This is a genomic window from Neobacillus sp. NPDC097160, assembly GCF_044762155.1.
In the GTDB taxonomy this organism is placed as follows: domain Bacteria; phylum Bacillota; class Bacilli; order Bacillales; family Cytobacillaceae; genus Neobacillus.
This window is the reverse complement of record NZ_JBIWDU010000014.1, coordinates 92,820-119,214: the sequence shown is the minus strand read 5'-3', so window position 1 is coordinate 119,214 and position 26,395 is coordinate 92,820. Positions and strand designations below refer to the sequence as shown.

At 42.0% G+C, this 26,395-nt stretch carries 25 protein-coding genes, 1 tRNA gene and 1 other RNA gene; 3 read left to right on the top strand and 24 right to left on the bottom strand.

Annotated elements, in window-relative coordinates:
- Positions 1-33 precede the first annotated feature (33 nt).
- Positions 34-690: a spore coat protein gene (locus tag ACIQXV_RS19760; RefSeq protein WP_402961473.1), complete on the top strand. Its 657-nt coding sequence runs from the start codon at positions 34-36 to the stop codon at positions 688-690.
- 164 nt (positions 691-854) lie between these two features.
- Positions 855-1,043 (top strand): hypothetical protein, encoded by a 189-nt coding sequence (locus tag ACIQXV_RS19755; protein WP_402961365.1) that lies wholly within the window; start codon positions 855-857, stop codon positions 1,041-1,043.
- A 530-nt stretch (positions 1,044-1,573) separates the two neighbouring features.
- Here ACIQXV_RS19755 and ssrA read toward each other — a convergent pair.
- The 17 genes from ssrA to ACIQXV_RS19670 form a co-directional block, all read right to left on the bottom strand.
- Positions 1,574-1,908: a transfer-messenger RNA gene (gene ssrA, locus ACIQXV_RS19750) on the bottom strand.
- 133 nt (positions 1,909-2,041) lie between these two features.
- Positions 2,042-2,509 (bottom strand): SsrA-binding protein SmpB, encoded by a 468-nt coding sequence (gene smpB, locus ACIQXV_RS19745; RefSeq protein WP_007088059.1) that lies wholly within the window; start codon positions 2,507-2,509, stop codon positions 2,042-2,044.
- A gap of 94 nt (positions 2,510-2,603) precedes the next feature.
- Positions 2,604-4,988 carry a ribonuclease R gene (gene rnr / locus ACIQXV_RS19740; RefSeq protein ID WP_402961362.1) on the bottom strand — a complete coding sequence of 795 codons (2,385 nt, stop codon included), beginning with the start codon at positions 4,986-4,988 and terminating at the stop codon, positions 2,604-2,606.
- 26 nt (positions 4,989-5,014) lie between these two features.
- Positions 5,015-5,761 (bottom strand): alpha/beta hydrolase, encoded by a 747-nt coding sequence (locus tag ACIQXV_RS19735; RefSeq protein ID WP_402961360.1) that lies wholly within the window; start codon positions 5,759-5,761, stop codon positions 5,015-5,017.
- Between the two features lie 607 nt (positions 5,762-6,368).
- A complete protein-coding gene (gene secG / locus ACIQXV_RS19730) occupies positions 6,369-6,602 on the bottom strand; it encodes a preprotein translocase subunit SecG (protein ID WP_402961358.1) in 234 nt (77 codons plus the stop codon).
- A 158-nt stretch (positions 6,603-6,760) separates the two neighbouring features.
- On the bottom strand, positions 6,761-7,678 hold the full coding sequence (locus tag ACIQXV_RS19725; protein ID WP_402961356.1) for a DUF7916 family protein: 918 nt from the start codon (positions 7,676-7,678) through the stop codon (positions 6,761-6,763).
- Between the two features lie 14 nt (positions 7,679-7,692).
- On the bottom strand, positions 7,693-8,238 hold the full coding sequence (locus ACIQXV_RS19720; RefSeq protein WP_402961354.1) for a DUF6241 domain-containing protein: 546 nt from the start codon (positions 8,236-8,238) through the stop codon (positions 7,693-7,695).
- 136 nt (positions 8,239-8,374) lie between these two features.
- Positions 8,375-9,673: a phosphopyruvate hydratase gene (eno, locus tag ACIQXV_RS19715; RefSeq protein ID WP_402961352.1), complete on the bottom strand. Its 1,299-nt coding sequence runs from the start codon at positions 9,671-9,673 to the stop codon at positions 8,375-8,377.
- 19 nt (positions 9,674-9,692) lie between these two features.
- Positions 9,693-11,225: a 2,3-bisphosphoglycerate-independent phosphoglycerate mutase gene (gene gpmI, locus ACIQXV_RS19710; RefSeq protein ID WP_402961350.1), complete on the bottom strand. Its 1,533-nt coding sequence runs from the start codon at positions 11,223-11,225 to the stop codon at positions 9,693-9,695.
- Complete coding sequence (tpiA, locus tag ACIQXV_RS19705; protein ID WP_402961348.1) at positions 11,218-11,979, bottom strand: triose-phosphate isomerase; 762 nt, start codon at positions 11,977-11,979, stop codon at positions 11,218-11,220. The genes gpmI and tpiA overlap by 8 nt, the downstream gene beginning before the upstream one ends.
- A 146-nt stretch (positions 11,980-12,125) precedes the next feature.
- Positions 12,126-13,310: a phosphoglycerate kinase gene (locus ACIQXV_RS19700; RefSeq protein ID WP_402961347.1), complete on the bottom strand. Its 1,185-nt coding sequence runs from the start codon at positions 13,308-13,310 to the stop codon at positions 12,126-12,128.
- A 127-nt stretch (positions 13,311-13,437) separates the two neighbouring features.
- Positions 13,438-14,445 (bottom strand): type I glyceraldehyde-3-phosphate dehydrogenase, encoded by a 1,008-nt coding sequence (gap, locus tag ACIQXV_RS19695; RefSeq protein ID WP_402961345.1) that lies wholly within the window; start codon positions 14,443-14,445, stop codon positions 13,438-13,440.
- A gap of 53 nt (positions 14,446-14,498) precedes the next feature.
- On the bottom strand, positions 14,499-15,521 hold the full coding sequence (locus ACIQXV_RS19690) for a sugar-binding transcriptional regulator (protein WP_402961343.1): 1,023 nt from the start codon (positions 15,519-15,521) through the stop codon (positions 14,499-14,501).
- Between the two features lie 133 nt (positions 15,522-15,654).
- The gene (locus ACIQXV_RS19685; protein WP_402961341.1) at positions 15,655-15,912 is read right to left on the bottom strand and encodes a glutaredoxin family protein; all 258 of its coding nucleotides are present in this window, start codon (positions 15,910-15,912) and stop codon (positions 15,655-15,657) included.
- A gap of 15 nt (positions 15,913-15,927) precedes the next feature.
- On the bottom strand, positions 15,928-17,250 hold the full coding sequence (gene rpoN, locus ACIQXV_RS19680) for an RNA polymerase factor sigma-54 (RefSeq protein ID WP_402961339.1): 1,323 nt from the start codon (positions 17,248-17,250) through the stop codon (positions 15,928-15,930).
- A 218-nt stretch (positions 17,251-17,468) separates the two neighbouring features.
- On the bottom strand, positions 17,469-18,500 hold the full coding sequence (locus tag ACIQXV_RS19675; protein ID WP_402961337.1) for an acyltransferase: 1,032 nt from the start codon (positions 18,498-18,500) through the stop codon (positions 17,469-17,471).
- Positions 18,501-18,648: 148 nt separating this feature from the next.
- Positions 18,649-18,720: transfer RNA gene (locus ACIQXV_RS19670), tRNA-Arg, on the bottom strand.
- 205 nt (positions 18,721-18,925) lie between these two features.
- Here ACIQXV_RS19670 and clpP point away from each other — a divergent pair.
- Positions 18,926-19,531: an ATP-dependent Clp endopeptidase proteolytic subunit ClpP gene (gene clpP, locus ACIQXV_RS19665; protein ID WP_402961335.1), complete on the top strand. Its 606-nt coding sequence runs from the start codon at positions 18,926-18,928 to the stop codon at positions 19,529-19,531.
- Between the two features lie 136 nt (positions 19,532-19,667).
- Here the strand turns inward: clpP and ACIQXV_RS19660 are convergent, their stop codons facing one another.
- The 7 genes from ACIQXV_RS19660 to ACIQXV_RS19630 form a co-directional block, all read right to left on the bottom strand.
- The gene (locus tag ACIQXV_RS19660; protein WP_402961333.1) at positions 19,668-19,925 is read right to left on the bottom strand and encodes an HPr family phosphocarrier protein; all 258 of its coding nucleotides are present in this window, start codon (positions 19,923-19,925) and stop codon (positions 19,668-19,670) included.
- 51 nt (positions 19,926-19,976) lie between these two features.
- Entirely contained in the window at positions 19,977-20,936 is a 960-nt protein-coding gene (whiA, locus tag ACIQXV_RS19655) for a DNA-binding protein WhiA (protein WP_402961332.1), read from the bottom strand.
- Between the two features lie 48 nt (positions 20,937-20,984).
- Positions 20,985-21,971, bottom strand: a complete 987-nt coding sequence (locus ACIQXV_RS19650; protein ID WP_402961330.1) for a gluconeogenesis factor YvcK family protein — start codon at positions 21,969-21,971, stop codon at positions 20,985-20,987.
- Entirely contained in the window at positions 21,968-22,861 is an 894-nt protein-coding gene (rapZ, locus tag ACIQXV_RS19645) for an RNase adapter RapZ (protein ID WP_402961328.1), read from the bottom strand. Before rapZ ends, ACIQXV_RS19650 begins: the two co-directional genes overlap by 4 nt.
- A gap of 102 nt (positions 22,862-22,963) precedes the next feature.
- Positions 22,964-23,422, bottom strand: coding sequence for an NUDIX hydrolase (locus ACIQXV_RS19640; RefSeq protein WP_402961326.1), 459 nt, complete (start codon positions 23,420-23,422; stop codon positions 22,964-22,966).
- A 341-nt stretch (positions 23,423-23,763) separates the two neighbouring features.
- The gene (trxB, locus tag ACIQXV_RS19635; RefSeq protein WP_402961324.1) at positions 23,764-24,714 is read right to left on the bottom strand and encodes a thioredoxin-disulfide reductase; all 951 of its coding nucleotides are present in this window, start codon (positions 24,712-24,714) and stop codon (positions 23,764-23,766) included.
- A gap of 139 nt (positions 24,715-24,853) precedes the next feature.
- On the bottom strand, positions 24,854-26,347 hold the full coding sequence (locus tag ACIQXV_RS19630; RefSeq protein ID WP_402961322.1) for a tetratricopeptide repeat protein: 1,494 nt from the start codon (positions 26,345-26,347) through the stop codon (positions 24,854-24,856).
- Positions 26,348-26,395: the final 48 nt, after the last annotated feature.

The window sequence follows — 26,395 nt, the reverse complement described above, 5'->3', positions numbered from 1 at the left end:
TTGTTCAAAACGAGAAGGAGGAGATTTGTGATGATGCAAAACCAACAAGGGCAAATGCACCAAAATATGCATACTGGGGCTGTGCCGCCGCAAATGAACCATGGCGGCCATGAAGTATTTGATGTTCATGAAGTGCTATCGGGGGCGATTGGCACAATGGACCAGTATTTGTTATTACGCCAACACGTAAAAGACCCAGAACTGCTTGATATTTTGGATCGTCAATATCAATTTATGCAGGAAGAATACAACATCACGGTAGAGTGTTTCAAATCCGGACAAGATCCTTCACAGCGGACAGAGAGGTATGAAATGAAGCAAGGGAATGACTTCATTTATGGGCTGCAACCTTCTCAGCCAAAAAAACCGGTGCAATCTCCAACAGAGCTTACAGATGCCTCCATTTCGGGAATCATGCTAGGTGCTGTGAAATCAGGAGCATCGATGAAAACAATGGCAGCATGTGAGGTAACGAACCCGGTGGTGCGCCGCGTACTTGCGGATTCTGTTCCAAATTGCATTGAAATGGCTTATGAGCTTTCCATTTATCAAAATAAACATCATTACTATCAAGTGCCGCAGTTAGCCCAGCAGGATATGACGCAGCTTCTTAATGCCTATGCACCTGCTCAAGGAATGCCGCAAACAAACAATATGAATATGAACACTAACATGAATATGCCACATTAATTTCTCAAACACCTATGTAAACTGAAAAAGCTACCCTTTTTTAATCATTGTGATTAAACAAAAGGGTAGCTTTTTTTTGGTTATTATTTGAAAAAGGGGATAAGAAAAAGTAAAATAAAAATGAAACAAATGTTCCTTTTTATAAATAAAGGGAGGGATTTTTATTGGAAAGCTGGGAAGCTGCTTATGTCGCAGGAATTATTGATGGAGAAGGCTCAATTACTTTAACCAGAATGCATGAAAATGAACATCGCCGCCCTTGTATTACTATCGCCTCTACAGACAAAGAACTTTTGGTATCAACAATAAAAAGAACTACAATCCAGATCGACATAAAGATTCCTTTACATTAAATATAAAGAAAAAAGAAACTGTTTTGGACTTATTAAAACATGTTACTCCCTATTTAAGAGTTGATAAAAAAAGAAATCGTGCCCTTTGGATACTCAAAAATTACGAAAAGGTTACACCAAGAAACGGAAAATATAACTCAGTATTACTTCACAAGAAAATCGCATTTGAAGATTCCTTTTTTAAAATATAAAAAAGACCAGCATCTTATCTGCTGATCTTGTTATCCACCTATGTATGGTGGAGACGGCGGGACGTGCGTTTCCATGCTTTCGTCATGGCACTGACTATATCTTGAACCTGCCCTAGAACAGGTCCCCTGGCGTCTTATGCGAAACATAATTTTCACCAAATGGTGAGATTTCGCATCCTAGTACTACCATTTCAGAATGGCAGCCTATAAGTCGATACACGGCTGTTGGATTGCTCCACATACCGCTCGGCATTGCCTTATCACTACTAAAAGTGACTTAGGTTTCACCGATAAAGCCAGATTTTCACTTATGTGTTACCACATAAGGCGACTAATACTTAATCGAACCCGCGTCCAAAGATATCGCCACTTAAGCATCTACGAGTGTAGTCGATATATTGGTGTTTCGCTGAGCCTTTTGCCTATCGACCGGCGTCCGGTCAGCTAGCCTGGTTGTTCTCTTCCTTCATCCTCAGGCGGTGGAATCCGGCGTAGCCCACTTAGAGTGAGTCCCTTACCCTACCACATGGGCAATGGAGGGAGGAACCGCTATGCAGTATTAAGCTGCGAAAGCGAGGTTGTTGTTAGTTTTGCCAGTTATGGCTTTGACGTTTTAACGAGGCCGATCCCCTCGACTCGCAACCTAAGCTCAAACTACCCCTGTCGAATCCGTAGCGTCCCCATATAAAAATGAAGCTAGACGTTAGGATGCTCAACACTGTTTTGAGCAAAAGTTTCTGCCGCTAACTTAGCGACAAACTTATTATAACATACTCACAGCAAATTTCAATTGTAATTATTTGTAAGTTACATCTTTTGACGATCGCGGAAAGCTCGTTCGATTTCACGCTTCGCTTCTTTTTGCTTCAAGGATTCACGCTTATCATAGTTTTTCTTACCCTTTGCTAATCCAATTAAAACCTTGCAAAAGCCATTTTTCAAATAAAGCTTTAATGGAACAAGGGCATATCCAGCCTCTTTTGTTTCTCCAAGCAACTTACTGATCTCACGCTTATGAAGTAATAACTTACGTGTTCGTAATGGGTCATGATTAAAAATATTTCCCTGTTCATACGGGCTCACGTGCATCCCAAACAGAATCGCCTCGCCATTCTGAATCCTCGCATAGGCATCTTTGAGATTCACTTTACCTGCACGTATCGACTTGATTTCCGTCCCCTGCAAGACGATCCCGGCTTCGTACGTTTCTTCGATAAAATAATCGTGGTACGCCTTTTTGTTTTGCGCGACTACTTTCCCTACACCTTTTGGCATATTTTTCACCTCAATCTATAGTTATTATTTTAGCAAAAAAAACGAGCGGCTACAATTGAAAGAGAGCCTTAGATGTAAGGCTCCCTCTAGACAATTATTTATTTTTTCGTTTTGTACTTTTGGATTTCGGAACGTTATCGTAAAATTTACGTTTCTTTTTCTTTTTATTGCCCTGACCGCCGCCAGCTTCGGATTTTTGATTACCTTCTTGGCTAGATTTGCGGTTTTTATTTCGACCCTGACCACTGTCACCCTGCTGTTTACTTCGGCGCGGTTTATGGGTATCACTGCCTGTTTTAAATACCTTCGGCGTGTCGGAACGTTCCCTGCGAGGTGTTCCCTTCATACCGACGATTTCAAAATCAATCGAGCGCTCGTCTTTATTTACTTTTACCACACGAACGGTGATTTCATCACCAATCCGGAACACATTGCCGGTCCGCTCACCAATCATCGCCAGATGGCGCTCATCATAACGATAATAATCATCGGTCATATAGCTGACATGGACAAGGCCTTCAATTGTATTCGGTAGCTCTATAAACATTCCAAAGTTTGTCACAGAGCTGACAATGCCGTCATACTCAACGCCAATCTTGTCCTCCATGTACTCCGCTTTCTTCAATTCGTCGGTTTCGCGTTCGGCATCAACGGAACGGCGCTCCATTTTCGAAGAATGCTGGGCAATTTCCGGGAGGCGGGCATTCCATTTCTCCCTTGTTGACTCATCCAGCTTTCCTTCAATCAGATACGTGCGGATTAGGCGATGGACAATCGTATCAGGATAGCGGCGAATCGGCGAGGTGAAATGGGTATAGAATTCCGTCGATAACCCGAAATGACCAAGGCTCTCCGGATCATATTTAGCCTGCTGCATCGAGCGGAGCATCACCTTCGAGACCACCATTTCCTCAGGCTTGCCTTGAACCTCTTCAATGATTTCCTGAAGGGCTTTTGGATGCACATCATTGGCGGTACCCTTCACAATGTAGCCGAAGTTGGTGATAAACTCGAAAAATCTCCGTAATTTATCTTCCTTCGGATCCTCATGAATCCGGTAAATAAACGGAACTTCCATCCAGTGGAAATGCTCAGCGACCGTTTCATTCGCGGCAAGCATGAACTCTTCAATTAATTTTTCCGCAACAGAACGCTCACGGATAACAACATCTGTTGGCTTGCCTTCATCGTCAACGAGAACCTTTGATTCTTTAAAGTCGAAATCGATAGCACCGCGCTTCATTCGTTTGTTGCGGAGAATCTCAGCGAGTTCTTCCATCAATTCAAACATCGGTACGATGGGCTCGTATCGTGCCCGTGTTTCTTCATCCTTATCAATCAAGATCCGATTCACATCGTGATAGGTCATTCGTTCGGTTGTTTTGATTACACTTTGAAAAATTTCATGGGAGACAACAGTTCCTTCTGATGAAATTTCCATTTCGCACGATAAAACGAGCCGGTCAACCTTTGGATTTAAGGAACAAATCCCGTTTGAAAGACGGTGCGGAATCATCGGAATCACTCGGTCTACTAAATAAACACTTGTTGCCCGCTCCTCTGCTTCGAGGTCAATTGGCGTTCCTTCTTTTACATAATAACTGACATCTGCGATATGAACGCCAAGCTTATAGTTGCCGTTTTCAAGCTTTGTAACAGTTACGGCGTCATCAAGGTCTTTCGCGTCAGCGCCGTCAATAGTGACAATCGTTTCGTTCCGTAAGTCCCGGCGGTTGGCTAGTTCACTTTCATCAATGGTGTCGGGAGTGTCATTTGCTTGCTGTAATACTTCATCAGGGAAAGACATCGGCAGTCCATGCTTATGTATGACGGAGAGAATGTCCACGCCCGGGTCGTTTTTGTGCCCAAGAATCGTGACCACTTCGCCTTCAGCACTTTTGCGGCCCTCAGGGTATGTGACAAGCTTAACGACAACCTTATGTCCCTCAACTGCTCCTTTAGAAGCCGATTTCGGTATAAAAACATCGCTGGCAAATTTTTTATCATCCGGAATGACGAAGCCAAAGCTTTTGCTTTCGACGTATGTTCCAACAACTTGCTGAACACCGCGTTCGATGATGCGGATAATTGTGCCTTCCTGGCGCTGTCCGGATGTTTCCGATGAAACGCGGGCTAAAACGGTATCCCCATGCATCGCCGTGTTTGTTTCATTTGGCGGGATAAAAATATCATCCATTCCCGGCTCATCCGGCACGACAAACGCAAAGCCTTTCGCATGACCGATTAGCTTTCCGCGAATTAGGTTCATTTTTTGCGGCAGACCGTAACGGTTGCTGCGGGTGCGAACCACAAGACCCTTTTCTTCCATTTGGACGAGTGCTTTAACAAACTCTTTAAAATCGCTGGAGTCCTGGATGCCAAATGCCTCTTCCAGTTCCTGGACCGTCAATGGTTTGTAAGCCTCGTCTCTCATATATTGCAAAAGCTTATCAATGTGCTTTTGAATGTTTTCTTCCAAACTAATCCCTCCTTAGGGGTGTTCTATTATTCGTGCCAGTCCAGTTTTTCTAAAAAGGCATAAACGTCCTCGTGAAGCTGGTCTCGTTCTTTATCCAGCGTAATCACGTGTCCGGATTCTTCATACCATTTGATTTTCTTTTCGACTGACTCGATACTTTCGTAAATAATGTTAGCACTTTCCGTATTAATCATTTTGTCGTGGCGGGCCTGGACCACAAATGTTGGGGCATAGATCATATCAACATTTTCACGCACATCCGCGATTAATTGCTGGAGTTCCTTTAATGTTTTCATCGGTGTTTTTTTAAACTCATTCATTTCCATTTCGATTTGCTCGTCGGTTTTTCCTTCTCTTTTTTTAAATTCACGAGCGTATTCAAGAATTCCTTCATACATCACTTCTTCACTTTTTATATGCATCGGTGCACACATTGGTACAATCGCTTTTATAGGTACAGTGTAACCCAATTTCAAAGAAAATACGCCGCCAAGGGACAGTCCGGCTACAGCAATTTCTTCGTGACCTTTATTTTTTAAAAAATTATACCCATTTATGACATCCTGCCACCAGTCCTCAGGTCCAGTATGGACAAGTTCTTCCGGCGGTACTCCGTGGCCTTTGTAGTGAGGCGCATGGCAGGTATAGCCTCTTTTTTCGAGGAATCGTCCGAGCATCCGTACATCCGCCGAATTTCCGGTGAAACCGTGAAGCAAGAGCACGGCTCGCTTTCCCCCTTCAAAGGTAAATGGCTTTGGTATTGTAACTTTCATGTAAAAAACTCCTTTGTTTCGATCAGCTTCTATTAGTTTAAGCAATGTGGTGATGAACATGCTAGAAAAAAGGCTTGTGGCAGGGTGAGCTTGGTTGAAATTGATTGGGTTCCGGGGGATCGGGCTGGGATTTCTCTCTTTTTGTCCCAGCTGGATCCCACCCCAAGTCGATTCCGCCAACTTCGGCCGGAATTCCGCGGGTTTTCCGATTTATTCCGCGGGTTTTCCGATTAATTCCGCCAACTTTTCGATTTATTTCGCCAAACCCTTTAAATTACCTTTTTTTATATGACTCCTGACCGGAATTCCTCTCTTTTTGTCCCAGCTGGATCCCACCCCAAGTCGATTCCGCCAACTTGGCCGGAATTCCGCGGGTTTTCCGATTTATTCCGAAAAACTTCCGATTTATTCCGCCAACTTTCTTAATAATTCCGCCAACGTTTCGATTTATTCCGCCAAACCCTATAAATTACCTTTTTTTATATGACTCCTGGCCAAGATTCCGCCAACAACTCGTTTAATCTAGCAAACCACATTTTTCCTCCCCATCTTCAACCAAAACCAACAAAAAAACCTGGCGCTCGAGGCCAGGTTTGAGTGTGTAAGATTAGATTTTAAAGTAAGTAACTGCAAGAGCAAGAATGAAGAACAATACTGACAATACAACCGTGATACGGTGTAGAATCAAGTCAATTCCCCGTGCTTTTTGCTTACCGAATAGGGTTTCAGCACCACCAGAAATGGCACCGGATAAACCAGCGCTCTTACCCGATTGAAGTAATACAACCACAATAAGACCGATACTTACGATAACTAATAATGTTACGACCAATGCATGCATGTAAGCCACCTCCTGTTAGACGTCCATTCACAGTATATTAAATTTACCATATTATCTGCCTTTTAACAATAGTAGTTATTGTGAAAGCTAAAAGGAGAATCATGGGAATGCTAGAGTATGGCCTATTGCCCAATTAAATACCTATTAGCACCTGCTACTTATCTTAAGATGGACGAGGCCATCCTTACATATGTATGCCTTTTCCCTCTTACGACAATCGAGTAGGCGGTAATATTTTCAGGGATTGCCATTCCCGCTGCACCCGCATCGCCAATATGGAATAAATCGGCTCCGGCCATCTTGCTGTTTAGGGCAATTTGTTTAATGGTCGCTTCGTCGGAACCTTCTTGGCTTGTTCCTGTTGTCAAAATCGCCATGGCTCCTTTTTCATGAACGATGTCTACTAACTTTGCCGTTTTTTCTACAGTAAAGCCTGGGACCGTTCCCGGTGACGGAATGAGGATAATGTCCGCTCCCGCTTCAATAAAGCCGTGTAATGTTTCCGTCGACATGAGACTGCCTCCCACCTCACCGGCGACACCAGCGCTATGCATTTTTCCGGCAATAATTAAGCCGTCTTCACCGAACACACTGCGGGCTGTCTTAATGGCTTTTGTTATTTCTGCGTTGGAAACACCTGTTTTCGGATTTCCTGTTAAGCAAACAAAATCAAATCCTAGTTCCTTTGCCTTTTGCAGCGACTTTTCCGTTGCGAGCCTTCCCTCCGGCAGCTCAATCAGCGTCTCTACCCGTTTCGCATCAACATCCACCGGTTCCAAATTGAGACCAATTGGGCGTCCAACAAGCTTTTTCAAGTTTCGCACGATGGTGTCAGGCACCATTTCAGTTAATCCCGCCATGCTAGGGTTAAACACGTCGAAAAAGTTAAGTAGGATGAGGTCGGCTCCAAAGGCGGCGGCCATTTCGGCATTGGTTACGGCTGGATAATACGGGCTTACAGCACCAATTACCTCTGCCACAATCGTTCTCCCTTCAGATGCAAGGATGGATTGTTTCAACTCCCGACCGGTCATTTTTTCAAAATCAGCTGCTGTGCAATCTAATAAACGCTTCATAAAAATTTCCCCCTTTATTGAACAACATTAAAATGTTCTTCGATAAATTCTTGCTCTTCTTCAACAGAAGCAATGCCCTCCGCGGCCCCAATCGTGCCTCCTTGCAGCTCCCACACTTGATTATGATCATGGTCTACACGTGAGAAATCACCATTGGACCAGCGAGTTAAAATATCTATGTATACATTTGAGCCTTTATATTGCGCATAATTATCGCGGACTACTTGCATTAATCGGTTTACGCGTTCAGGCGTGAGCGGAATAGCCCCCCACTTTTTGTCGGCTCTTACTTTTTGATGAGACATTTTATGAATGGCATCCATTACCTCATCTTCAGACATATCCGTAGGAAACTCTCGTTCAATTTTGCTGCTGTTGGTATCTTCCATCTTAACAACTGTTTCACCCTCTTTTGTTTTTTCAACTTTAACGGTTACCGCATCCTTTTGAAAAGGTAGAGAGCCTTTGGAAAAATAATAATAGGAGCCCAAAACAATGACTGCAAGTAGGACAATAATCACGCCTTTTGTCCATGAAAGGTTTTTTATCAATTTTTTCATACTTTCTTTTCCCCATTTTATCAGGATTCGTAAAGATGATTACTATAAAGTAATTATACACAACTTTGTAAATTCCTTCTTTTAAAAAAACAAAAACCCCCGTCCAATATGGACGGGGGTTACAATTTTAAAAAAATTATTTACTTAAGTTATAGAAAGATTTAAGCCCGTTGTATTGAGATGTATCACCTAATTGGTCTTCGATACGAAGCAATTGGTTGTATTTCGCTACACGGTCTGTACGTGATGGTGCACCAGTCTTAATTTGACCTGCGTTTGTTGCAACCGCGATGTCAGCAATTGTGTTATCTTCTGTTTCACCTGAACGGTGGGAGATAACTGCAGTGTAGCCAGCGCGTTTTGCCATTTCAATTGCGTCAAATGTTTCAGTAAGGGTACCGATTTGGTTAACCTTGATTAGGATAGAGTTGCCAATTCCTTTTTCAATACCTTCAGCAAGTTTTTTCGTATTCGTAACAAATAAATCGTCACCAACTAATTGAACTTTTTTACCAAGACGCTCTGTTAAAAGCTTGTGGCCTTCCCAGTCGTTTTCGTCTAAGCCGTCTTCAATAGAGATGATAGGGTATTTATTAGCAAGCTGTTCATACCAATCAACCATTTCTGCAGAAGTCTTCACAACGCCTTCGCCAGCAAGATGGTATTTTCCGTCTTCTTTGTTGTAGAACTCAGAAGATGCAGCGTCCATCGCAAGCATAACTTCTTCGCCCGGTTTGTAGCCAGCTTTTTCGATTGCTTCTACAATTGTTTGAAGTGCTTCTTCGTTTGATCCTAGGTTTGGAGCAAAACCGCCTTCGTCACCAACAGCTGTGTTAAGACCTTTGCCTTTAAGAACTGTTTTTAACGTGTGGAAAATTTCTGCGCCCATACGAAGAGCTTCTTTAAAGCTTGGTGCACCTACAGGCATAATCATGAATTCTTGAATATCAACGTTGTTGTCAGCATGCTCGCCGCCGTTCACGATGTTCATCATTGGCACTGGAAGCTGTTTAGAATTGAAGCCGCCAAGGTATTGATACAAAGGAATATCTAAGTAGTTAGCTGCAGCATGAGCAACCGCCATAGACACACCAAGGATTGCGTTAGCGCCTAATTTGCCTTTGTTGTCCGTTCCGTCAAGTTCGATTAACGCTTGGTCAACAGCCACTTGATCAAGAACGCTGTATTCTTCGCCAACAAGATGTGGAGCAATAATTTCGTTTACGTTGTCAACCGCTTTAAGAACACCTTTTCCAAGGTAGCGTTCTTTGTCGCCGTCGCGAAGCTCTACTGCTTCATATTCACCAGTTGAAGCACCACTTGGAACTAACGCGCGTCCAAACGCACCTGATTCTGTAAAAACTTCAACCTCAACTGTTGGATTACCACGGGAATCTAATACTTCACGAGCGTATACGTCTGCAATAAATGGCATGTAAATCTCTCCTTAGAAATTATTTAATTAATGTTTTTCCAGTCATTTCAGCTGGTTGCTGAAGCTTTAATAAATCTAGCATAGTTGGGGCTAAATCACCAAGAATTCCGCCTTCACGTAATTCCACGCCCTGTTTTGTGATAATAACTGGCACTGGATTCGTAGTATGTGCGGTCATTGGTTCACCCTCAAGTGTTATCACTTCATCGGCATTTCCGTGGTCAGCGGTAATGATGGCTGCTCCGCCTTTTTCAAGGATTAAATCAACAATTTTCCCTAAACATTCGTCCACTGTTTCGATGGCCTTAATCGTTGGCTCAAGCATTCCAGAGTGCCCAACCATATCAGGATTAGCGAAATTTAAGATAATCGCATCGACTTTATCGTTTTGAATTTCATTGATCAAGGCATCCGTTACTTCATAAGCGCTCATTTCAGGTTGAAGGTCATAGGTTGCAACCTTTGGCGAGTTGATTAAAATCCGCTCTTCCCCAGGGAACTTTTCTTCACGGCCGCCGCTCATAAAGAAGGTAACATGCGGATATTTCTCGGTTTCGGCAATTCGCAGTTGCTTAAGATTATTTTGTGACAATACTTCACCAAGGGTGTTATCAAGGTTCGTTGGCTTAAAGGCCACATACCCGTTCACTGATTCACTGAAGTGTGTTAAGCAGACAAAGAATAGATCCTTTGGATGCTTTGGTCCACGGTCAAAAGCACGGAAATCTTCGTTCGTGAACGTATTGGAAATCTGAATGGCACGATCCGGACGGAAGTTGTAAAAAATAACGGCATCATTATCTTTTATCGTTGCGACCGGCTGGCCATCTTCTTTTGTAATGACAGATGGGATAACGAATTCGTCAAAAATTCCATGTTGATAGGAATCCTCGACAACCTCTAATGGATTATTGTACGAAGGACCTTCGCCATAAACCATGGAGCGGTATGATTTTTCGACACGCTCCCAGCGCTTATCGCGGTCCATCGAATAATAACGTCCAGAGATCGTGGCGAATTCGCCAACACCAATCTCCTTCATTTTATCCAGTGTCTGTTGAATATATTTAGCTGCTGTTTTCGGACCGACATCACGGCCATCAAGAAACGCATGCACATATACCTTTTCCACGCCTTCTTCTTTTGCCAGCTTTAGAAGCGCAAACATGTGTTGAATATGACTGTGAACGCCACCGTCTGACAGTAAGCCGAATAAGTGAAGAGCAGTGCCTTGTTTTTTCACATGCTCCATTGCCCCTGTGAAGGTTTCATTTTTTTCAAATTCACCTTCACGGATGGCGATGTTCACTCGGGTTAAGCTTTGGTAAACAATCCGGCCGGCACCGATGTTCAAGTGTCCAACTTCTGAGTTACCCATTTGGCCTTCAGGAAGACCGACTGCCTCACCGGAAGCTGTTAAATGGGAGTGAGGAAAGGTGCTCCAGAAACGGTCGAAGTTTGGCTTTTTCGATTGTGCGACCGCATTCCCTTTTGTCTCGCCCCTGCATCCGAAACCATCGAGGATGATGAGGGCAACTGGAGATTTACTCATACTGACCTGCCTCCAGTAGCTTTAAAAATGATTGTGCTTCAAGGCTTGCTCCGCCTACTAATGCACCATCAATATCCGGTTGTGCCATGTATTCTTTAATGTTTTCCGGTTTCACGCTGCCGCCGTACTGAATTCTTACGGCCTCCGCTACATCTTGCGAGAATTGCTGTGCCACAACTTGACGGATGTGAGCACAAACGTCATTAGCATCTTGAGATGTTGACGATTTGCCTGTTCCAATGGCCCAAATTGGCTCATAGGCAATAACCGTTTGTTTTACTTGATCGTCTGTTAATCCTGCAAGTGCTTTAGCAATCTGGTCACCAACTAATTGATTGGTTTCACCATTTTCACGCTGCTCTAGTGTTTCACCGCAGCAAACGATTGGAGTAATATTATATTTAAACGCTGCAAGCGTCTTTTGGTTGACAGATTCATCTGTTTCATTGAACATTTCACGGCGTTCGGAGTGTCCAATAATGACATATTGAACTCCAAGGTCAGCGAGTGCTTTCGGGCTAATTTCCCCTGTAAACGCTCCTGATTCTTCAAAGTGCATGTTTTGAGCACCAATTTTCACTTCGGTTCCTTGTGCTGTTTCTACAAGACTTTGTAAAAATAAAGCTGGTGCGCAAATGACAGATTCCATTGTGTCAGAGGCAGGTACAAGTCCTTTTACTTCTTCCGCAAAGCTTTTTGCTTCCGCTAATGTTTTGTTCATTTTCCAGTTACCTGCAATGATCGGTTTACGCATGGGTGGCACATCCTTTCTTGGAAAAAGTAATTTGTTTATATCTTGGTGAATTTTGTTCATATTTTTTAAAAATTGTTCATATCCTACAGAAGTTTGTTCATATATTGAAAAATTTGTTCATATTGAGTAAAAATTTGTCTATAAAATTATTTATCGTTCAATGCTACGACGCCTGGCAGTGCTTTGCCTTCCATAAACTCAAGGGAAGCGCCGCCGCCTGTGGAAATGTGACTCATTTTTTCGGCCAAGCCAAACTTTTCAACTGCTGCTGCTGAGTCGCCGCCGCCAATAACTGAATATGTACCTTCTGCTTCGGCAAGTGCTTCAGCAACGGCTTTTGTACCGCCGGCAAATTTATCAATTTCGAACACGCCCATTGGTCCATTCCAAATAACCAATTTTGATTTTTGAATGACATCACGGTAAATTTCCGCTGTTTTTGGTCCGATATCGAGTGCTTCCCAATCAGCTGGAATTTCTTCGATTGCCACTACTTTAGAGTTTGCATCTGCTGAGAAATCATCCGCAACAATTACATCCACTGGCATGTAGAAATTAACGCCCTTTGCCTTTGCTTTTTCAATGAAGGAATTCGCAAGGTCAATCTTGTCTGCTTCAAGCAAGGATTTACCGACTTCATGTCCTTGAGCTTTAACAAAGGTATAAGCAAGTCCACCGCCAATAATCAAGTTATCGACTAATTCTAACAGATTTTCTATAACACCAATCTTATCCTTTACCTTCGCACCACCGATGATCGCTGTAAAAGGACGCTCTGGATTGGATAATGCTTTCCCAAGTACGTCGAGTTCTTTTTCCATTAAAAAGCCGGATACAGCCGGAAGATTGTTGGCAATTCCTTCTGTTGACGCATGGGCACGGTGTGCTGCACCAAATGCATCATTCACATACACATCTGCAAGCTCAGCGAATGCTTTTGCGAGTTCAGGATCATTCTTTTCTTCACCAGGATAGAAGCGGACATTTTCAAGTAAAAGCACATCGCCTTCACTCATCGTGCTAATCACAGCTTTAACCGAATCGCCGTATGCTTCGTCAACCTTTTTCACGTCTTTTCCAAGAAGCTCAGCAAGTCTTACGCCAACAGGAGTTAAACGCATTTCTTCGACTACTTTTCCTTTTGGACGGCCGAAATGGCTTGCCAAAATAACCTTTGCACCTTGATCCATTAAATATTGAATGGTTGGCAATGCTGCTCGAATTCGCGTTTCATCCGTAATTTTTCCATCTTGCATTGGAACGTTAAAATCCACTCGGCAAAATACGCGTTTCCCTTTCACATCGATATCCTTCAGTGTTTTCTTGTTCATGTAAAGGACCTCCTCAAGTATTGGCTGATGAAAATTACAGTAAAAAAGGAGGGGGAATCCTCCCCGCTCCCCTTTGGAATACCATTAACAATTATATATGTTTTCTTATTGGAAATTCAATCCAATCTTATAGTCCTTTTGAAGCGATGTAATCAACAAGGTCAACTACACGGTTAGAGTAACCAACTTCGTTATCGTACCAAGAAAGTACTTTTACCATGTTGCCTTCAAGAACCATTGTTGATAATGCATCAATTGTAGAAGAAACTGTTGCACCGTTGTAGTCACTTGAAACTAATGGAAGTTCGCTGTATGCTAAAATGCCTTTTAATGGGCCTTCAGCAGCTGCTTTTAATGCTGCATTAATTTCTTCAGCTGTTACGTCTTTTTCCAATTCAGCAACTAGGTCAACAATTGAAACGTTTGGAGTTGGAACACGCATTGCCATACCATTTAATTTACCTTTAAGTTCAGGTAGAACTAAAGAAACTGCTTTTGCTGCACCAGTTGAAGTTGGGATCATGTTTTCTGCTGCTGCACGTGCACGACGGTAGTCCTTGTGTGGCAAGTCAAGGATTTGTTGGTCATTTGTATATGAGTGAACAGTTGTCATCATACCGCGTTTGATTCCGAATGTATCGTTTAATACTTTTGCAAACGGCGCTAAGCAGTTTGTTGTACAAGAAGCGTTTGAAAGTACGTGGTGGTTGTTTGCATCATATTTGTCTTCGTTAACACCCATAACGATTGTGATATCTTCGTTGTTTGCCGGTGCAGAGATAATAACCTTTTTTGCACCTGCTTCAAGGTGTTTCGCTGCATCTTCGCGCTTTGTGAAACGGCCAGTTGATTCAACAACCACGTCAACACCTAGGTCGCCCCAGCCAAGTTGTGCAGGATCGCGTTCAGCGATAACCTTTACTTTGTGTCCGCCAACAACTAGATATTCGCCGTCAACTGTTACGTCTTCTGCAAGAGTTCCGTGAACAGTATCATATTTTAAAAGGTGTGCAAGCATGTTTGCATCAGTTAAGTCATTAATTGCTACGATTTCCACATTGCTATTGTTTAAAGCCGCACGAAATACGTTACGACCAATACGTCCAAATCCGTTAATACCAACTTTTACTGCCATGATAAAATTCCTCCTTTTAATAGGTAAAGATATAAATTTTTTTTAAAAAGGATTTACCCTTTCAATAACCGTTTTGCCACACCTTCATCCGTTATTAAAATCGTCGATGCCGGTGCTTGTTTAAAGTATGCCTTGATTGCCTTTGCCTTTGATGCCCCGCCTGCCACCGCAATGACATTTGGGATATTGGCAAGGTCTTCGAGCTGAAGTCCAATGGTTGATACCTTATGGACAATCTCGCCCTCTTCGGAAAAATAATAGCCAAAAGCTTCGCCGACAGCCTTCCCATTCTCTAGCCTTTGCTTCGTTTCTGGGTTGGATTTCCGCCGCTTAGCCATTGTGATAGCATCCCCAATTCCGTGGATAACCATGCTAGCTGATTTAATCAGCTCTAAAACCTCATGGATCTCAGGCTCTTTAATCAAGGATTCGTAAATTTCTGAACTGACCTGATCGGGCACGTAGAAAACGCGATATTTAGAATCCGTATTTTTTGCCATATTCGAGCAAATTGTATTCGCTTGATTGGTGACATCCTCACCAACCCCGCCGCGTGCCGGAACAAAAAGTAACTCATTATTGTGATGATTGGGTGATAATCTTTCTGCAACTGCAGCCATGGTTGAACCACCAGTAACAGCGATAATATTTTTTCCGACTAAAAGCTTTTTCATGCAATTCGCACAAGCCCTGCCTAACTCACCTTTGACCAATGGTGATTCATCACTATCTCCGGGTACAATGATTACTTTCTTAATGCCAAGCCGGTGCTTTAATTCCAGCTCCATCACATCAATACCCTTTAATTCACGCATTAAACCTTCCAAATCTTCGAGTAAATTTTTCCCTTCCAAGGTTAAACTCATTCCCACATTGTTTGCGTAAATAAGATTTTGCTCTTTGAGGAAGTCTACTTCACTACGAAGGATTCTTTCGGTGAAGCCAAGGCTCACGGCCAGACTCCTTCTGCCTACCGGCTGCATAAATCCTATATATCTTAGGATGGTATATCGTTTTTGCAGGACCTGAAGGAGATCGGGTAATAATCTTTTTTGAATATCGATAAATGACTGCATGGATTGCATGCTCCTTTATTCTATGTAGTTGGTCTTAAAATGTCCACCATAGACAAATTATGTCCCACCTACACTAAAAAAAATCACCCCTTGTACATTTTTTATTGTATCAGGAGTGTAAATCTATTTCAACTCATTTGATTCGGTTTTTTTCTTGCAAACGGTTACTTATGGCAAATTTGTCAATAAAGCCAAATCCGACTTCTTCCCCGTCAAAATGGACAACCGGAATCATCAATCCATAGCGTTCGGTTAAGTCATCGCTTGTTTCGATATCAATTTCTTCGAGCCCGAAATTCCATTCCTGTTTCAGCTCTTCGAGGGCGGCTTTTGCTTTATCACATAATGGGCAGCGATTCCGTGTATATAATGTGATTGTTGTTTGTGTCATCGTTCTATTCCTTTCTTAGTTAAACCTTTTTCGTTTGGATGAAGACGGGATTCCCAGCTGATCGCGGTACTTAGCAATTGTCCGCCTTGAGACAACTATACCCTCCGTCATCTTTAATTGTTCCACTATTTCCTGATCTGATAATGGCTTTTCCTTGTTTTCTTGTTCTATTAATTTACTAATCACATTTTTCACTTGAGTAGAAGAGGTATTTTCATCAGCCGAAGTAGTCTGAATCGTACTCGTGAAAAACGTTTTTAAGGCAAAGGTCCCTGTGGGCGTTTGCACATATTTTTCGCGGACTGCCCGGCTGACAGTTGATTCATGAATATCAAGTTCAGCAGCGACTTCCTTCATCGTCATTGGTACTAAATATTGCGTCCCTTTTTGAAAAAATGCCGGTTGCTTTTCAACGATTTTAGCAACGACCCTTGTAAGTGTCTCTTTTCTCTGTTCAATACTTTTTAGAATCCATTGATAGTCCTGAACCTTATCCTGCAAAAAGCGACTGACTTGCTGGTCCTGGTCTTTGAATTTTTTAAAATATTGCTCATTAAAGCTGATCCTTGGCAAGGAATCATCAAACATCCGGACTGTCAGGCCATCTGTTGAGTGCTCCACGATCGCATCTGGAATAATATACGTTGTGGTTTCTCTACCTAACATGGCCCCTGGCTTTGGATTAAGCAATAGAATTTGGTCAAACACATCTTGAATGTCCTTTAAGGATACCTTTAATTCCTTGGCAATTTGCTTCCATTTCTTTTCGGCAAACGGGACAAAAAAGTTGGAGAGAATATTCTGTGCCAGTTCATTATTTGGATTTTCATAATACATTTGCATCAAAAGGCACTCCTGAAGGTTCCTTGCGCCGATTCCAGCCGGTTCAAGCGTTTGAATCACCGCTAAACAATCATCCACTAATTCTTCGGTTACCCGCAGGTTTTCGGTGATTTCACCAAGGTCCCCAAGAAAGTAACCGTTTTCATCAAGATTTTGTATAAGATGACGGATCACTCGTAACTGCTCCGCCGATAAATTTGTTACTTTTAATTGTGAAATTAAATGGTCCTCAAGGGAAAATGGTTTGTCAGCGATTTGTTCAATCCAGTCCTTTTCCGCTTTTTGATGTTTCCGCCGACTGCGGTCAATAAGGGGATTCATCGGCTTAACATTGGAATTTTCAATCTGCATTAGGGGATTTTCCAGCGCCTTATCTTCTAAAAAAGCAGCCAGCTCCTGGGCCGAGTATTGCAATAAAGCAATGGCCTGCGACAATTCCTGTGTCATCGTTAATTTTAACGTCTGCTGCTGCCATAAACCTGCCTTTAAGTTCATCAGTATCCCCCCTTTTTTCTATTTTACACGAAGAAGGATAAATGGGGTATGGAAAAAAATAAAAACCCCCTGTTTGCAGGAAACAGGAGGCATTTGTGACGCGCTCGGAGGGAAGCGAACCCCCATTTTAAGAACCGGAATCTTACGTGCTATCCGTTGCACCAATTTCGTATTCTAAAACTTTATATTTCAAATTATTCCTATATTTTTCACATTCATTACGGAACTAATTTTTTTACAAGCGGGATTTTTTTTAGAATTAAAGTCAAAACGGTACTCAAGATAACTGTAATCAGGAGATTAATGGGAAGCGCAATAATAGGATGAAAGTGTGCACCAACTTGAGGATATACTTTCCATAAAAAGTTGTTCATTAACCAAAAGTGGAAAATATAAATCCCTAAACTAGCTTGGTTGATCCCACGAAGCAAGAGTGGAAGTGGCTGTACACTTTCTTGAAAATGATATCTAAACCATACGAATATTCCTATAGTAAAAAGAAGTACGGTCGGCGAAAAGTAAGAGTACCAATTTTCGTTGAGTATACCATTTCCTTTTAGGGTGTAATAATACGTACCCCAAAACGTACCGATAAATCCTAAACATGCACCAATGTAAGAAATGACTCTCCATCGTTTTGGAACTTCAAAATGTGATAAAAAATAGCCTAATAGAAAATAACCTACATAGTCTGTTACAAAAAACAATTCAATAGAAAAGCGAACTCCAATCAAAAAGTCAGACAACCTTGTTGCTACGGATGCGTAAAGCCAAAGTAGTAAAAAGTATTGAATATGCTGCTTACTAGCTTGCCTTACAAAAATCTGTAAAAGCGGTGTAATAAGATAGATTCCTACAATCATATACAAGAACCATAGATGATAACTAATACCATTGGTAATAAATAGTTTAATACCACTTTTAATTGAAGCAGGGAAATATCCTATATATGCTCCGTATATATAAAAAAATATACTCCAGACAATAAAGGGGATTACCACCTTACTGGCACGTTTTTTTAGAAACTCTGTCAATGTTAACATTCTTTGGTCTTGCAACAGTAAAGCACCACTAATCATTACAAAACCAGGAACGGACCAACGTGATAAAGTCTCAAACAAGTTCGCCTCTAACCAGCTTATGTGTTGACCTGGCTGTATTTTGCTTACAGAACCTGCTGTCACGTGAATCGTAACAACTGCGATAGTTGCTAGGACACGTAGCCAGTCTAAGTACACCAATCGTTTCAAGAATTATCCCCCTAACATTTTTATCCTGATTCATCTTTAGTAGAGAAATTTGCAGTAACTTGTAAACCTATATACTAGGTTTCAAAAGTAATAAATCATTAAAAATACCTTACGCTTTTAAAAAAAGCATAAGGCACTATAATTGGGACGCGCTCGGAGGGAATCGAACCCCCATTTTAAGAACCGGAATCTTACGTGCTATCCGTTGCACCACGAGCGCTAAATTGTTGCGACTTATATATTATATGCCAGATTCGTAAACTTTGCAAGTGAATTGTAGGTTTAAAATCAAGTGAAATGGTTATGATGGATTAGGGAGAAGTTGTCGAGGAATTTTAAAGTCAAATTGTTTGACCTTTATTGACCATCAGTGTATGATTACATTACATAAGTTATTACCTTTTCCATTCAAAGGAGGAAGAAAAATGAATTTGATTCCTACAGTTATTGAACAAACAAACCGCGGCGAACGTGCCTATGACATTTATTCTCGTCTGTTAAAAGACCGGATTATTATGCTTGGCAGCGCCATTGATGACAATGTTGCCAATAGCATTGTAGCACAATTATTATTTTTAGAGGCGGAAAATCCTGAAAAAGATATTACGATTTACATCAATAGTCCAGGCGGAAGCATCACAGCCGGGATGGCAATTTACGATACAATGCAATTTATTAAATCAAATGTTTCAACTGTTTGTATCGGTATGGCTGCTTCCATGGGCGCTTTCTTACTTGCTGCAGGGGAAAAAGGCAAGCGTTATGCATTGCCAAATGCGGAAGTTATGATCCACCAGCCACTAGGCGGTGCACAAGGACAAGCAACGGAAATCGAGATTGCAGCAAAGCGTATTCTTTTCCTTCGTGAAAAATTAAATGGCATCCTATCAGAACGCACTGGCCAGCCGCTTGAAGTGATTCAACGCGATACAGACCGCGACAACTTCATGACTGCTGAACGAGCAAAGGAATACGGTCTAATTGACAGCATCATTACTCGCAACCCTATTGAAACAAAAGATAAAAAGTAATTTCATGAGCAATCGGCTTCCGGCCGGTTGCTTTTTTCTTTAGGATTTTTTTTTGTGACCCAAGCAACTCTATTTTCCCATCCGCAGGCACAATAAAAGGGTTCAGCCTCAAAATGCAAGCTGAACCCTCCTTAAATTAATGTTCTTTTTCAATAAAATCTGTTAACGCATTGATGGCTCTGTCTTCATCGTCGCCGTCAGCGATAATATTAATCACGACTCCCGAGCCAACTGCAAGGCTCATTAATCCCATGATGCTTTTGGCATTGACTTTTTTGCCATCTTTCTCTAGAAAAATATCAGCCGAAAAACGGTTTGCTTCCTGTACAAAAAGTGCTGCTGGTCGTGCTTGAAGACCCGTTTTCAATTTTACTTCTACTTGTTTCGCCAACATTATACAATTCCTCCTCATGTTAATCTATATGCATATAACTAATTCACTATTTCACAAACTTCCATGTTTTGATGCCATTTCTCCGGCACGCAGTTTCTCGGCGATCTCATCAATTTTTCGTAAACGATGATTAATTCCTGACTTGCTGATGGTTCCTCCGGAGACCATTTCTCCTAATTCTTTAAGGGTAACATCAGGGTATTGGACACGGAGTTCGGCAATTTCCCTTAGCTTATCGGGCAAAATCTGCAAGCCCACGGTTGCATCGATGAAGCGGATGTTTTCTACCTGCCTGATGGAAGCACCTATCGTTTTATTGAGATTGGCGGTTTCACAATTAACCAGCCGGTTAACGGAGTTTCGCATATCCCTAACAATCCGGACGTCCTCAAAGCGGAGCAGGGCATTATGGGCACCGACAATATTGAGAAACTCGGTAATTTTCTCAGCTTCCTTTAAATAAGTAATAAAGCCTTTTTTACGCTCTAGTGTTTTACTGTTAAGATCAAATGTATTCATCAATTCGCATAAAGAGTCATTATGTTCTTTATAAAGCGAAGAAATTTCCAAATGATAGGAAGATGTTTCCGGGTTATTTACAGAGCCCCCGGCAAGAAAGGCGCCGCGTAAATAAGAACGCTTACAACACTTCTTCTTTATCAGGCCAGGTGAAATATCATGAATAATGGTAAATCCCTCACCCAAAATTTTTGTATCCTCAAGAATTTCCTTTGCCTGCTGGGATAAACGAACGATATAGACGTTGTTTTTCTTCAGGCGCATTTTTTTTCGAACTAAGAGTTCAACTTGTACTTGATAGCTCTTTTTTAACAATGTATAAATTCTTCTGGCAATCGCAGCATTTTCGGTTTGAATATCAACCACTAACTTACGATTAGAAAAGGAAAGGGAACCGTTCATGCGAATCAACGCGGAAAGCTCAGATTGAATGCAGCATGTTTTCACTTCCAAGTTCGTTAATTCCTTTTTCGTCTCCGAAGCGAAAGACATCTCCCTCACTCCTTTATAAAAAGCACTATTTTAACGTTGCAATACTATCTACGCTTCATACCGCTTTTTGGTTTCATCTATTAGCAAATTATATAAAATTTTTGCCACCTTTTTCGGATCGTGCCTTAGTGCGCCGTTTTCCTGATAGGCAATATCCGCATGCACCACTTCGAGCCCTAGCTCAAAAAGCTGCGGCAAATCGTATAGAACCGGGTCTGCCAGTTCCTCATTATAGCGAAGCTGAATGTGCTGCGGAATTTCTTCGTTATTCACGAGGATTGTATTCACAAAGGCACAGCTCATATGCTCATAAATCGCCTTCACATGGTCGCTCGCGGTATAGCCATGGGTTTCCCCTGCCTGCGTCATGAGGTTGCAGATATACACCTTTTTTGCACGGGAACGGCACACCTCATCCCCTAACCTTGGTACGAGCAGATTGGGCAGGATGCTCGTATACAAGCTCCCAGGGCCAATAATAATTAAGTCTGCCTGCCGAATGGCTTGAATTGTCTCCGGCAAGGGACGAATCGTACTTTTGGATGTTAAATAAACTCGTTTAATTTTTTTCCCTGAATAAGGAATTTTCGATTCCCCGGAAACAATCGCGCCGTCCTCCATCTCCGCATGCAAAACCACGCTTTGGTTTGCAGCTGGAAGCACTTTGCCGTGGACATTTAAGATTTTGCTCATTTCTTGAATCGCATGAACAAAATTTCCGGTAATCGAGGTCATCGCCGCCAAGATTAAATTACCAAGCGAATGTCCGGAAAGTTCATTCGACGTTTTAAAACGATGCTGGAACATCTCTTCAACGAGCGGTTCTACATCTGACAGTGATGCTAACACATTGCGAATGTCACCGGGTGGAGGAATATGCAGATCCTCGCGCAAGCGTCCCGAGCTGCCGCCATCATCCGCGACAGTCACAATGGCGGTAATATCCACAGGATACTGTTTTAATCCTCGCAATAAAACCGGTAATCCTGTTCCCCCGCCAATGACGACAATACGAGGCTGTCCTAACTCTCTCATGTTGTTTTTTCCTTTCTCCTCTCAATGTCACGGTGGGTGACGCATGTCTTATAATCATTTTGGAAAAATCGGCCCAGATACTCTGCTAAGGTTACAGATCGATGCTGCCCGCCGGTACAGCCAATCGCAATCACCAGCTGTGCCTTCCCCTCTCTTTTATAATGAGGAAGCATGAAACTGAGCAAGTCGGTCACTTTTTCCAAAAACTTATTTGTTTCATTCCATTTTAATACATAGCTTGAGACTTCTTCATCCAAGCCTGTTTTTGGCCGCATGTGTTCGATATAAAAAGGATTTGGCAAAAAGCGCACATCAAAAACTAGATCTGCATCGATGGGAATCCCATGTTTAAAGCCAAATGACATGACATTGACAGTAAAGATTAATTGTTTATTCGCCGTAAACTCCGTTAATATTTTCTCACGTAATTCACGAGGTTTCATCTGGGAAGTATTGTAAATCAACTGTGCCCGGCCTTTTAATTCCTCAAGTAGTTCACGCTCAAGCGTGATGCCTTCAAGTGGAAGCCCTGAATGAGCAAGCGGATGCGACCGCCTTGTTTCCTTATACCTGCGTACTAATGTAGAATCATCCGCATCTAAAAATAAAATCTGCGGTGTTACCCATGATGTTTCAGCGAGCTCATCGAGTCCTTTAAAGAGGTGATCAAAGAATTCTCTTCCTCTTAGGTCCATGACTAGGGCAACTTTATTCATCTTATTCCCTGATTCCTTCATAAGTTCAAGGAATTTTGGGAGCAGTGTGGGAGGCAGATTATCAACACAGAAGAATCCTAAATCTTCAAAGCTTTGAATGGCGACAGTTTTTCCAGCCCCAGACATTCCGGTAATAATGACCATCTGAGTTTCGCTTGACGAACCGGTACTCATGGCAATTCCCCCTATAATTTCGCTCATCACATTGATAAAAATACTAATTCAACTTTCGTCTCATGAACCGCCTTTAGGAGCTCGCCAGACGATACGTTTTCATTAGCTTGGATCTAATCGATAACTAATCAGTTGAAAATCTTTTGTATAAGTAAAAGTACCGTAAATAATTCCTTTTCCATGAACCATATAATCAATGATATGTAGGTCACCCGCAGCCATTGGCAAACCTTTTATCTGGTCAATCGGCTGCCATGCCAGCTTACCTTCTTCCGATTCTTCTAAATCAATACCATCTGAATCGGTTGCCACAAAGGTAAACATCATCCATTCGGAAAGCAGTTCGTCGCTTTCCTTCATAATCATCGTAAAGATCCCTTTTAATTGTGGGTTTTTTAAATAAATCCCCGTTTCTTCACGGTATTCCCTGATGCAAGAGTCTCGAACCGACTCGCCCGGCTCCATTTTCCCGCCTGGAGCAACCCACCAGCCGCGGCGCGGTTTCTGCAGCAACAAAATTTGATTGTTTCTTATCAATACACAATTAGTGACCCGCTGCATTGTTTATACACCTCTTAATCATTCACAAGCCCCTTGAACAGGGCTCGAGTTAGAATGTGAATGCAATTATCCTGCGATATATTCTTTTCATTATACTATTTTTAGATTACAGTCACAATGAATACAAAATTGATATTGTGTTAAATATTTTAGACAAAAAAGGTGGCAAAAAAAAATTGCACAAGCTGCTGGGCTTGTGCAGGAAAGGTATATATTTTAAAGGGGGTCAATTTCTATTATCATACCCTATCTATATTTCACCACTGTTACAGGAGAATTACTTTTTTGTGAATTGTGTGGGCACTTTCTTAACAATCACTTTCCCTTTGCAAATATACATGCTATTTATTTAATTTCATTTCTTCCTTAAGCTCTTCCACATAATGCTGTGCACTTTGGGCTGCAATACTGCCGTCACCGGTTGCCGTCACAATCTGACGAAGTGTCTTTTCACGAATATCTCCCGCAGCGAGAATCCCAGGTACCTTCGTTTCCATGAGCTCATTCGTCTCAATATAGCCATTTTCGTTTGTAATGCCAATGCTTTCAAATGGTTTCGACAGCGGCAACATCCCGATATAAATGAAAACACCATCCGCCGGTAAGGTTTGCTCTTCACCCGTTTGGGTCGAAGCAAGTGTCACACTGCCAACCTTGCCGTCTTTATTATTAATCGATTTAATCGTGTGATTCCAGATAAAATCCACTTTTTCGTTCGCAAAAGCACGGTCTTGGAGAATCTTTTGTGCCCGCAGCTGATCGCGTCTGTGCACAATGGTAACTTTGGAAGCAAAACGGGTTAAGTACACGCCTTCCTCAACGGCAGAGTCACCGCCGCCAATGACATAAAGTTCTTTTCCTTTAAAAAATGCCCCATCACAAACAGCGCAATAGGAAACACCGCGGCCGCCCAGCTCTTTTTCACCAGGTACGCCGATTTTCTTGTACTCAGCACCTGTTGAGATAATAACAGAGTATGCTTTATATTGCTTTGCACCCGCAGTCACGATTTTGTAATCAACGTGATCAACGATTTCCTTAATATCACCATAGGCATATTCGGCACCAAACTTTTTGGCATGCTCAAACATTTTTGTTGATAAATCCGGTCCTAAAATACTTTCAAAGCCCGGGTAGTTCTCCACATCCTCGGTGTTGGCCATTTGTCCGCCCGGCATCCCGCGCTCAATCATGAGTGTTGAAAGGTTTGCACGTGATGTATAAACAGCGGCTGTCATCCCCGCAGGGCCAGCCCCAGCAATAATTACGTCATAAATTTTTTCTTCAGACATGGTTGGTTGTCACTCCTTATTTTAAAAGCGGTAGCGCCTTTTCTAGACACCCGCTGTCATAATATAAAAAAATACGATTAAGTATTAGCTTTCCCTACTTAATCGTATAAAACAATTGGATTATAGTCCATTTTTCTGCTTAGTTTAAATAGTTGTTCACTAATTTTACATATTTGCCAATGGTTGCTGATGATAGTCCGTAGCGATCGGCAACCTCCTGCTGGGAAACCTTTTCGTTGCGCAGCTTGTGCCATACGTATTCTACTGCTCCAGCCCAGGCATGTTTATTTTTCAAACTGACATTTGCATTGAATACTTCGACGAACACCGAGAACCACATCAAGTACAATCCGGACTCAACCGTGCCAATTGGCTGGAAAGTTTCATAAAAAAGCTCAGCAATTTCCTGTGCATCCGCGGTCATCGATGGTTTTCCCGACCTGATTAACGAAATATACTCTTTTTCCAATTTGGTAAATTTCTGATTCTGAAAAAGCCGCTGTGAGGTGATGATTTCCTCTTTTTTACTTGAAACAGTTGTCAGGAAAAGTGCAAATAATCTTTCCTCCACGTAGTCACTTTCGAGCTTTTGAAAAATAGATCCTTGGATGTCCTCAAACCCGTTTGTTCGCTCATTTTTCTCGTTCCAAGGTTCATTACCTTCCTTGTCAGGACTTAATTCGAGAGCCTTTTTCCACATGCTTTTTGCAAAATTTTCATAGCCCATGTAATAGGCTGAATGGGAGAGCCAATAATAAAATGGGCCATCCCCATTGAAACCATGCTTATATAACTTTTTCAACCAGAAATAGGCAAGTTCATATTCCCCGACTAACGCAAAGGTAGCACCCAGTTTAAATTGATACTCACTAAGCATGGGCTGGATTTTTTTCAATGATTCCAGCAATTGTGATGCATTTTGTGACTGCCCTTGATAATGGGCAAATACAAGCCTGTTACATAATGCATGAAGATTCCCGGGATTTCGCTCGAGCACATCTTCTAAGATGGCTTCCGCTTTTTCCACTTTTCCTAAATAAAAGTATGCGAGCGCTAAATTGTTGTAAGCAGACCAGTATTCCGGATATTCCTTGACGACATCTTTTAACAGCTCAACGGCCTTTGGAAAGTAGCCTGACTCTAACAGTTCACGAGCCTGTTCTTGTTTGATGATGAGATCATCCTCTTGATACAACTCATCCTCAAAATCCTCTGATTCCATGGTGAGCAAATCCAACAAATCCTCTGTGTCTTCCGAAAAATCACCATCAGGATCTAGCTGTAAATAGAGTTTGCTGTGGTGATATGCATCTTTAAAAAATCCCATATGGGCATAATTATTTGCTAATAAGTAGTGGCATTCGGCCATTTCTGGGTCAAGCTCTTCAAGGATCAGATGCAAGAGTCGGTTGGAATTTTCAAACTCGCCAAGTTCTGTTGACACAATCGCCAACTGGCATGTAATCATCGGTTCACCCGGCTCAAGCTGCATCGCCCGCCCAAGATATTTTTTTGCCTTTACAAAATCACGTCGATGGTATGCCTTTAAACCCTTCGTGAAATAATATTCCCCCGTAGGAACAAATGATAAAATTTTTCCCTTTTGAATTCTAGCCTTCGAGTCTTTTCCCATGAAGTCCTCCACATTTTTCAACATAACTTATGTAGTATATCATATTTA

Coding starts and splice junctions, on each gene's coding strand:
- ACIQXV_RS19760 (WP_402961473.1), top strand. CDS start 34: ATGCAAAACCAACAAGGGCAAATGCACCAAAATATGCATACTGGGGCT.
- smpB (WP_007088059.1), bottom strand. CDS start 2,509: ATGCCAAAAGGTGTAGGGAAAGTAGTCGCGCAAAACAAAAAGGCGTAC.
- ACIQXV_RS19735 (WP_402961360.1), bottom strand. CDS start 5,761: ATGAAAGTTACAATACCAAAGCCATTTACCTTTGAAGGGGGAAAGCGA.
- secG (WP_402961358.1), bottom strand. CDS start 6,602: ATGCATGCATTGGTCGTAACATTATTAGTTATCGTAAGTATCGGTCTT.
- ACIQXV_RS19725 (WP_402961356.1), bottom strand. CDS start 7,678: ATGAAGCGTTTATTAGATTGCACAGCAGCTGATTTTGAAAAAATGACC.
- ACIQXV_RS19720 (WP_402961354.1), bottom strand. CDS start 8,238: ATGAAAAAATTGATAAAAAACCTTTCATGGACAAAAGGCGTGATTATT.
- eno (WP_402961352.1), bottom strand. CDS start 9,673: ATGCCATTTATTGCAGACGTATACGCTCGTGAAGTATTAGATTCCCGT.
- gpmI (WP_402961350.1), bottom strand. CDS start 11,225: ATGAGTAAATCTCCAGTTGCCCTCATCATCCTCGATGGTTTCGGATGC.
- tpiA (WP_402961348.1), bottom strand. CDS start 11,979: ATGCGTAAACCGATCATTGCAGGTAACTGGAAAATGAACAAAACATTA.
- ACIQXV_RS19700 (WP_402961347.1), bottom strand. CDS start 13,310: ATGAACAAGAAAACACTGAAGGATATCGATGTGAAAGGGAAACGCGTA.
- gap (WP_402961345.1), bottom strand. CDS start 14,445: ATGGCAGTAAAAGTTGGTATTAACGGATTTGGACGTATTGGTCGTAAC.
- ACIQXV_RS19690 (WP_402961343.1), bottom strand. CDS start 15,521: ATGCAGTCATTTATCGATATTCAAAAAAGATTATTACCCGATCTCCTT.
- ACIQXV_RS19685 (WP_402961341.1), bottom strand. CDS start 15,912: ATGACACAAACAACAATCACATTATATACACGGAATCGCTGCCCATTA.
- rpoN (WP_402961339.1), bottom strand. CDS start 17,250: ATGAACTTAAAGGCAGGTTTATGGCAGCAGCAGACGTTAAAATTAACG.
- clpP (WP_402961335.1), top strand. CDS start 18,926: ATGAATTTGATTCCTACAGTTATTGAACAAACAAACCGCGGCGAACGT.
- ACIQXV_RS19660 (WP_402961333.1), bottom strand. CDS start 19,925: ATGTTGGCGAAACAAGTAGAAGTAAAATTGAAAACGGGTCTTCAAGCA.
- whiA (WP_402961332.1), bottom strand. CDS start 20,936: ATGTCTTTCGCTTCGGAGACGAAAAAGGAATTAACGAACTTGGAAGTG.
- ACIQXV_RS19650 (WP_402961330.1), bottom strand. CDS start 21,971: ATGAGAGAGTTAGGACAGCCTCGTATTGTCGTCATTGGCGGGGGAACA.
- rapZ (WP_402961328.1), bottom strand. CDS start 22,861: ATGAGTACCGGTTCGTCAAGCGAAACTCAGATGGTCATTATTACCGGA.
- ACIQXV_RS19640 (WP_402961326.1), bottom strand. CDS start 23,422: ATGCAGCGGGTCACTAATTGTGTATTGATAAGAAACAATCAAATTTTG.
- trxB (WP_402961324.1), bottom strand. CDS start 24,714: ATGTCTGAAGAAAAAATTTATGACGTAATTATTGCTGGGGCTGGCCCT.
- ACIQXV_RS19630 (WP_402961322.1), bottom strand. CDS start 26,347: ATGGGAAAAGACTCGAAGGCTAGAATTCAAAAGGGAAAAATTTTATCA.